Origin of the sequence: Pseudovibrio sp. Ad26 (assembly GCF_001623285.1) — a bacterium.
GTDB classification, from domain to species: domain Bacteria; phylum Pseudomonadota; class Alphaproteobacteria; order Rhizobiales; family Stappiaceae; genus Pseudovibrio; species Pseudovibrio ascidiaceicola.
Window position 1 is genome coordinate 1 of the sequence record NZ_LMCE01000135.1, and the last position, 906, is coordinate 906.

2 protein-coding genes are annotated in these 906 nt (G+C 39.2%); one reads left to right on the top strand and one right to left on the bottom strand.

What is annotated here, in order from left to right; all coding sequences use genetic code 11:
• Positions 1-246: 246 nt before the first annotated feature.
• Entirely contained in the window at positions 247-453 is a 207-nt protein-coding gene (gene ybcW, locus PsAD26_RS23705) for a protein YbcW (protein ID WP_001031427.1), read from the bottom strand.
• Between the two features lie 285 nt (positions 454-738).
• Between ybcW and PsAD26_RS29155 the strand changes: the two genes are divergently transcribed.
• Positions 739-906: DUF1398 family protein (locus PsAD26_RS29155; protein WP_153041569.1), on the top strand; the 168-nt coding region annotated here is incomplete at its 3' end.

The window sequence follows — 906 nt, forward strand, 5'->3', positions numbered from 1 at the left end:
AGCCTGGGTCATTGAAGCCTGCCGTCGGAGACTAACGTCAGAAAAGAGAGCATATACATCAATTAAAAGTGATGAAGAATGAACATCCCGCGTTCTTCCCTCCGAACAGGACGATATTGTAAATTCACTTAATTACGAGGGCATTGCAGTAATTGAGTTGCAGTTTTACCACTTTCCTGACAGTGACAGACTGCGTGTTGGCTCTGTCACAGACTAAATAGTTTGAATGATTAGCAGTTATGGTGATCAGTCAACCACCAGGGAATAATCCTTCATATTATTATCGTGCTTCACCAACGCTGCCTCAATTGCTCTGAATGCTTCCAGAGACACCTTATGTTCTATACATGCAATTACAACATCAGGGTAACTCATAGAAATGGTGCTATTAAGCATATTTTTTACACGAATCAGATCCACGGAGGGATCATCAGCAGATTGTTCTTTATTCATTTTGTCGCTCCATGCGCTTGCTCTTCATCTAGCGGTTAAAATATTACTTCAAATCTTTCTGTATGAAGATTTGAGCACGTTGGCCTTACATACATCTGTCGGTTGTATTTCCCTCCAGAATGCCAGCAGGACCGCACTTTGTTACGCAACCAATACTATTAAGTGAAAACATTCCTAATATTTGACATAAATCATCAACAAAACACAAGGAGGTCAGACCAGATTGAAACGATAAAAACGATAATGCAAACTACGCGCCCTCGTATCACATGGAAGGTTTTACCAATGGCTCAGGTTGCCATTTTTAAAGAAATATTCGATCAAGTGCGAAAAGATTTAGACTGTGAATTGTTTTATTCTGAACTAAAACGTCACAACGTCTCACATTATATTTACTATCTAGCCACAGATAATATTCACATCGTGTTAGAAAACGATAACACCGTGTTAATA